This is a genomic window from Candidatus Eisenbacteria bacterium, assembly GCA_016867715.1.
Classification (GTDB): Bacteria; Orphanbacterota; Orphanbacteria; order Orphanbacterales; family Orphanbacteraceae; genus VGIW01.
The window spans coordinates 20,412-27,271 of the sequence record VGIW01000039.1; the positions used below are offsets into that span (position 1 = coordinate 20,412).

The following is a 6,860-nucleotide window of genomic DNA, read 5'->3' on the forward strand; positions in this document are numbered from 1 at the left end:
CCGCGCGTCTTGCATGCCGCGGCTGAACCGCGCAAAACGGCGGGCACGCCACCCGTTCTCTCGGCTATACTATCTTCGGAGCCGAGCCGCGGTTACGATAAGAGGCTCCGGAAGGGAGCGATCCGAGTGCGATCCGCCGTCGTGTTTCTCCTCCTCCCGATCCTTCTCTCCACCGCGCGCGCCGACGACATCGATCGGAAGGCGGATGCGCTCTACGGGCGCCTCATGCCCCCCTGCTGCTACACCGGACTCCTCCGAGATCACCACTCGGCCGCCGCCGATACGATGAAGCAGGAGATCCTCGGTCTTCTGAGGGAAGGGAAGAGCGAAGAGGAGATCGTGGACCACTACGTCCGCCGTTACGGCGAGAAGATCCTCGCGGTCCCTATCGAACGGGGATTCAACCGTCTCGCGGTTCTCGCTCCGATTCTCGCCCTCGCGGGGGGGGCGCTCTTCGTGGCCGATCGGATCCGGCGAAGACGGAGAAAGCCGGGTGCCGCGCCCTCCACTCCGGAACCCGCGGGGATCGATCCCGGAATGGATGAGAGGATCGAGCGGGAGATTCGGGAAGAACACGAACCTCGATGAACCGTTTTCGCATCTCGATCCTCGCGCTCTTCGCCCTCGCTCTCTTCTTCGCTCCCGAACCCGATCGCGCCCATTTGTTCGAGCGCTCCCTTCTCGCCCTTTCCGAGGAGATCGCCCGATCGGTGGCGGGCGCATCGATCGGAGAGCTTCAACTCTCGGTCGGCGGGGAGAACGGGGCTCTTCTCGACAAGGCGAGGGCGGGGCTTCTCGACGAGCTTCGCGAGAGGGGAACGCGCGTGGAGCCCGGCGCGCCTCCTCTCCACGTGGAGCTCGAACGGAATGAGAAGCGCGCCTTCGCTCGCTGGCGCCTCGGCGACGAGGAGGAAGCCGAGGCCTCGCTCCGCTTCATCGGGATCACCTCTCTCCTTCCTCCTCTTGTCGCGATCCTCGCCGCTCTTCTCTTTCGGCGCGTGCTTGTCTCGCTCTTCCTCGGCGTCTGGATCGGCGCGACGTTCCAGAGCAACGGAAACCCGATCGCCGGGCTTTGGGTCTTCCTTCGCACGTACGTCGTCCAGGAGGCCCTTCTCGATTCCTTCCGCCTGGAGATCATCGGCTTCGTGATCGGGCTCGTCGCACTCGTCGGGATCATGAGCCGAGGCGGGGGGATGCAAGGAATGATCCGGCTTCTCATGCGCTTCGTCCGATCGGCGCGCTCGGCCCAGCTCGTTACCTTCGGGATGGGCCTCGCGATCTTCTTCGACGACTACGCGAACACGATCCTCGTGGGCGGAACGATGCGCCCTCTGACCGACCGATTCCGCGTCTCGCGCGAGAAGCTGTCCTTTCTCGTCGACTCAACGGCCGCGCCGGTGGCCGCGCTCTCCCTCCTCTCGACATGGATCGCCTACGAGGTGAGCCAGTTCGCCCCTCAGATCCTCGAGGTGGGGATCACGGAGAACCCCTACCTGATCTTCCTCCGCACGATCCCGTTCCGGTTCTACTCGATCTTCCTGCTCCTGTTCATTCTCTTCGGGATTCTCCTCGGGAGGGACTACGGTCCGATGCTTCACGCGGAGAGGCGCGCGGCAAGGGAAGGGGCGCTGACACGACCCGGCGCCCGGCCGCTCGTCTCCGACGACATGACGAAGGTGCACGCGAAGGAGGGGATCCCGTTTCGGTGGTGGAACGGACTCCTTCCGATCGTGCTCGTGGTCGTCGTGACCCTGGCCGGTCTTTGGATCTCGGGAAACCGAGCGCTGGCGTCCTCCGGAAGCGCGAAATCCCTGTTGGGGATCTTCTCCCTCGATGCGCTTCGCGACGTTCTCGAGGCCGCGAGCTCGACGAAGGCGATCGCCTGGGGAGCGTGGTCCGGCTTCTTCCTCGCCGCGATCCTCCTTCTCGCCCAAAGGATTCTCTCTCCGCGGGAGATCGTCGGGGCCGCCTTTCGATCGACCCGCGCGCTCTTCTTCGCGATCCTGATCCTGATTCTCGCCTGGTGCATCGGAGGGGTCTGCCGCGACATGGGGACCGCGCACTACCTCGTCGCGCTCTTTCGGCGATCCCTCCTCCCCGAGCTCTACCCGATGGTGCTCTTCGTCCTCTCCTGTCTCGTCTCCTTCTCCACGGGATCCTCATGGTCCACGATGGCGATCATCCTCCCGAACTCGGTCGCGCTCGCTTACCTGCTCGGCGAGACCGCCCTTCTCGGGCCGTTCGGGCTCACCGTCCTCTCCATCGGCGCCGTCCTGGAGGGTTCGATCTTCGGAGATCACTGCTCGCCGATCTCCGACACGACGGTCCTTTCATCGGTCAGCTCGGCGTCCGATCATCTCGACCACGTGCGCACGCAGATGCCCTACGCGTTGACCGTGGCGTCGATCGCCCTTCTCTTCGGATACGCCCCCTCGGCCTTCGGAATGCCCCGCATCCTGAGCTACGGGCTCGGGACGGGCGCGATCCTCTCCGTTCTCTTGCTCGCGGGGCGGAAGTCCAGGTAGTCGGAGGGAAGATCGTGCCGCCCGCCTTTCCTTTCGGCGTGCGGCGATGCGTTCTTCCGAGTCGGTTCAGCCGGCGTAGCCGAGGGCGCGGAGCTTCTCGCGCGTCTCGTCGTCGAGGGGAGTTTCGTCCGGTTTCACCTCGTCGATCCGCTCGCGAAGAAGCCTCTCGCGGAACTCGACGGTCCTTTCGGTCTCGATCGGAGCCAAGTTCCTCGTCTCCCCCGGATCTCGATCGAGGCGATAGAGCTCCTCCGTTCCGTCCTCCCAGAGAAGGTACTTCCACGGTCCCTCGCGAAGCCCGAAGAGAAGGCCGCTCGGCACGGGAGGGCGCTCGAGAAGAACCCCGCGCGGCTCGCGCCCCTCCCCCTCGAGGAGAGGAACGAGGCTCGCCCCGTCCGTCTCCCAACCGGCGCCGAGGCCGAGAAGATCGAGCAGGGTCTCCGCGAGGTCGACGAGCGAGACCGGCTCGGCGACGATCCGGCCGGCGGGAAGGCGCCCCGGCCACCGGAAGACGAGGGGAACGCTCAGGGAAGGTTCATAGAGGAAATGCGAGTGCCCGAAGTAATACCCGTGCTCCGTGAGGCTCTCCCCGTGGTCCCCGACCACGACGACGAGAACGCTCCTGGGACGCCGCCCCCTTTCGAGCCCGTCGAGAAGACGGCCGATCTCGCGATCGGTGTAGGTCACCTCTCCCTCGTAGAGGGCGATCGGATAGCGGACGTCGGTCACCCCGGCGAGCCCGTGATACGCGGGAATCTCGATCCCTTCCAGGCTGCGGTTCGAGGGATCCCTCTCTCGGCCCTCGTAGTACATCCGCCGGAAGGGGGGCGGAGCGGAATAGACTGAGTGCGGGTCGAAGAGGTGAACCCACGCGAGGAACGGGCCCTTCGACTCGGGGAGCCAACGGAGGAACGCCTCGACCGTCCTCTCTGCGATCCGCTCGGTGCCGCGGACCCGCCCCTCGGAGGTCGTGAAGCCGTCCGGAAGCCGGTCATCGAAGTGATCGAAACCTCGGGCGAAACCGAAACGCCTCTCAAGCGGAAACCCGCTGACGAAGGCGGCCGTCTCGTACCCGGCCGACCGGAGAGCCTCCGAAAGAAGAGGAACGGACTCGGCGAGGACGGCGCCGTTGTCCCGAATGCCGTGATTCCGCGGATAGAGACCGGAGAGGATCGTCGCGTGCGAGGGCGCGGTGGACGGGACCGGGGTGAAGCAATCGGCGAACTGGGTTCCCTCCGCGGCGAGACGGTCGAGGTGGGGCGTGCGCGTGCCGTGCGCTCCGTAGCAGCCGAGGCGATCCGCGCGGAGGGTGTCGATCGTGATGAGGAGGAGGCTCGGCCGTTCATCGCCGCCGCAGGAGAGGACGAGGGGAGACCCGAAGACGGCGATCGCGAACACCGCGAGGCGGACTGCGAACGGAAGCCGACCCATCCGATTTCCCCTCAACGAGAAGGGCGGGTCCCTCGGACCCGCCCCCCATCGGCTATCAAGACACGCGAGAGAAACCTACATCACGACCTTCTTGACGGCTTTCTTGCGCGCTTTCTTGCGGGCTTTCTTCTTCGTGGCTTTCTTCTTGGTGACTTTCTTCTTGGTTTTCTTCTTCGCTACCGTGCGCTTGGCTTTCTTCTTCGTGGCCACCTTCGTTCACCTCCCGTGTGAAGGTTGAAGAAAGAACCCCTCGCTGCATTCGGCGAACCGGAGAAGGGACACCTGTGGATTCACCCTGTACGAGGGTTCGCCGAACCCGACACATCTTCCCCACACCCACCCATCATCATTCGATCTATGAGTACACTCGCGACTCGAACGCTCGAGCCGGGTGATGTTGAACGAACGTCTCGGGGTCACGCGCATCTCACACCTCAACGCGAATTCGAAACACGGCACAATATATGTAGCTCCGCGAAAACCTGTCAACTCTTTTCGTACATCGTATCGAACATTTTCTTCCCCGACTTGAGCGGTCCGGACCCGAGGACCCGGTCGCAGAGAGAAAAAAGCTCGCACCTCCCGCATCGGGCGACGAACCCGGAGCCGGGGCATCGATCGAGGATGCCGAGACGACAGAGAGGAAAGTCGAAGCGTAGAGGGTCGTGCGGATCGACGGCACGCAGGCTTGCGGTGAGGCTCTCCGCGGCGGCCCAGTTCGCCGCGCGCGACGAAACAAGGCCCAGCCTTCGACCGATGCGGTGAAGGTGTGCATCAAGCGGAGCGATGAGCTCCGCAGGGTCGACGCTCCTCCAGACGCCGCAGTCGATCCCGTCATCCGGCCGGACCATCCATCGAAGGAAAAGATTCCACCTCTTGCAGGCTCCCCCCTTCTCGGGGGAGGCGAGAAGGAAGCGGAGCCCGTAGGACGAACGAAGGTCGGCGCCACCCCCGCGGAGAGAGAGACGGATCCTGCCGACGAGGGCGCCGAGACGGTCGCGCGTCTCTTCGCCCCCCTCGAGAAAGACCTCCTCGAGGCTTCGATGCGAGCGATAGACGTCGCCGAGCGCTTCGAGAAGAAAGGCCAGATCGGCTCCCGTGTGAAACCGGTAGCGGAGCGCCAAGAACGCCCTCCCGTCGCGGCGCCGATCGAAGCGGCGCACGAAGCGCGCGGGGGAACCTCCCATGAGGGCGAGGACCTCCTCGACATGGCGGCGAATCGCCGCCACCCGCCCGTGGAGAGAAGCGCGGTGAGAAGAGCGACCGTCTCCCGGTCCCCGGGGCTTTCGTAGCGCCGCACGATCGGGAGAGGATCGGTCTCCAGATACTCGGGCCTCGCGTACTTGCGGTACACACGCTCGAGGAACGAGCGGAGTTCGTCGGAAACCATGAGCCCTCCGTGGGCCTCGATGGGAACCGTTCGCCCACGAGAGGATTCTGATGGAAAGGCGGGCCTCGTGCGCCAAGAAAGTGCGAGCGCGACGGGCCGAACGCTCCGCCGAGCGGAGAGGACCGCGCCGACAATCGCTCGTCGCTCAGCTCCGGCTACCGGCAGGTCCAGTGCCCCGGGATCCAGCGATACCCGATCCGCTTCCCCTCCCAGCGCCAATGCCCGGCGACCCGCCGACCTCCGTGGCAAGGTGCGGCCGCTCGGAGCTCGACGCGGGCGGACGGGGGCGCGGGCCGTGTGTAGACGGCGCACCCCGCGGAGAGGATCGACAGAACAACGATCGTGATCGCAAGACGCAGGGCGCACCTCCCTATTCGATTCGACTTCTGCAAGAGTGGTGCCGCTGGCGCTCGGAAAGCGGCGGCCGGAACCGACGGCGCGAGGATACGTTGGCGAGGAAGGCGCAACTTCGGGCTGGAGGGAGCCTCTCGAACGCGTACAATTCACAACGGGACCGTTCGAACGCGCACGGGTTCCGCGGCGCGCACCGGCTCCGGTCGGAGGAGCGAGGAGCGACGTCGGGCCGAGCGCCTTTCCAACGGGAGGAGATCGTGGGAAGAAACGACCGTCTTCTTGCGGTTTTCATCGCGGTCTTCTTTCTTGTCTTCTACCTCGCGACGCTCTGCCCGCGCGTCTATCTCGGCGACTCGGGCGAGCTCGCCGCCGCGGGGTATCTGCTCGATATCGCCCACCCGCCGGGCTTCCCGCTCTATTGCCTCCTGGCGCGTCTCTTCTCCCTCGCCGGGGTCGGATCGGTCGCCGCGCGCGTGAACGCGCTCTCCTCGGTCGCGGCCGCCTCCGCGGCGGGGATCTTCTATCTCGTCGCCCGGCTCGGAACCTCGCGACTCGCCGCGCTCTCCGGAGCGTTTCTCGTCGGGTCCTCCTCGCTCCTCTGGTCGCACGCGGTCGTCGCCGAGGTCTACGCGCCTCAGCTCGCGTTCTTCCTCGCGGCCCTCTTCTTCCTATTGCGCGGCGGTTCCGCGAGAGATCTCGCGCTCGCCGGAGCGCTTGGCGGTCTCTCGGCCGCGCTCCATCCGCTCGGGATCGGGGTCCTCCCCCTTCTCCTTCTCGCCCCCGCCGCGAAGGTCACCGCCGGGGGACGCGCGCGGTCGATCGCCCGGTCCGTGCTCTTCTTCGCGATCCCGCTCACGCTCACCCTCTACCTCCCGATCCGATCGTCCCTCGATCCTCCGGCGGATTGGGGGAATCCGGAGACACTTGAGGGCTTCCTCGCGCATCTCCTTCGCCTCCGGTACCACGACGTTCCAAAGCCGGACGCATCCCTTCCGCTTTTTCTCCGCGAGCTCGCCGCGATCTTCCGCGCCGCGATCTCGGAAAGCATCCCGCTCCCCCTCCTCCCGCTCATCCCCCTCGGGATCGTATCCGCGTTCGCACGGGATCGAAGAAGAGCTCTCCTCTCGTTCGGGGCGCTTCTGCTCTTCGGGCCGCTCCTC

6 protein-coding genes are annotated in these 6,860 nt (G+C 65.7%); 3 read left to right on the forward strand and 3 right to left on the reverse strand.

All coding sequences use genetic code 11. The annotated features are described in order from the left end of the window. The first annotated feature begins 126 nt into the window (after nucleotides 1–126). Nucleotides 127–588, forward strand: a complete 462-nt coding sequence (locus FJY73_08330; GenBank protein MBM3320666.1) for a cytochrome c-type biogenesis protein CcmH — start codon at nucleotides 127–129, stop codon at nucleotides 586–588. After that, nucleotides 585–2,525, forward strand: a complete 1,941-nt coding sequence (locus FJY73_08335; GenBank protein ID MBM3320667.1) for a Na+/H+ antiporter NhaC family protein — start codon at nucleotides 585–587, stop codon at nucleotides 2,523–2,525. The genes FJY73_08330 and FJY73_08335 overlap by 4 nt, the downstream gene beginning before the upstream one ends. A gap of 66 nt (nucleotides 2,526–2,591) precedes the next feature. Here the strand turns inward: FJY73_08335 and FJY73_08340 are convergent, their stop codons facing one another. The 3 genes from FJY73_08340 to FJY73_08350 all read right to left on the reverse strand — a co-directional run bounded on the left by FJY73_08340 (nucleotide 2,592) and on the right by FJY73_08350 (nucleotide 5,738). After that, on the reverse strand, nucleotides 2,592–3,956 hold the full coding sequence (locus FJY73_08340) for a sulfatase (protein MBM3320668.1): 1,365 nt from the start codon (nucleotides 3,954–3,956) through the stop codon (nucleotides 2,592–2,594). 485 nt (nucleotides 3,957–4,441) lie between these two features. Continuing rightward, nucleotides 4,442–5,185: a TIGR02757 family protein gene (locus FJY73_08345; protein MBM3320669.1), complete on the reverse strand. Its 744-nt coding sequence runs from the start codon at nucleotides 5,183–5,185 to the stop codon at nucleotides 4,442–4,444. A gap of 316 nt (nucleotides 5,186–5,501) precedes the next feature. Then, nucleotides 5,502–5,738 (reverse strand): YXWGXW repeat-containing protein, encoded by a 237-nt coding sequence (locus tag FJY73_08350; GenBank protein MBM3320670.1) that lies wholly within the window; start codon nucleotides 5,736–5,738, stop codon nucleotides 5,502–5,504. A 219-nt stretch (nucleotides 5,739–5,957) separates the two neighbouring features. Here FJY73_08350 and FJY73_08355 point away from each other — a divergent pair. Beyond that, on the forward strand, nucleotides 5,958–6,860 hold a 903-nt coding region (locus tag FJY73_08355), incomplete at its 3' end, for a DUF2723 domain-containing protein (protein MBM3320671.1).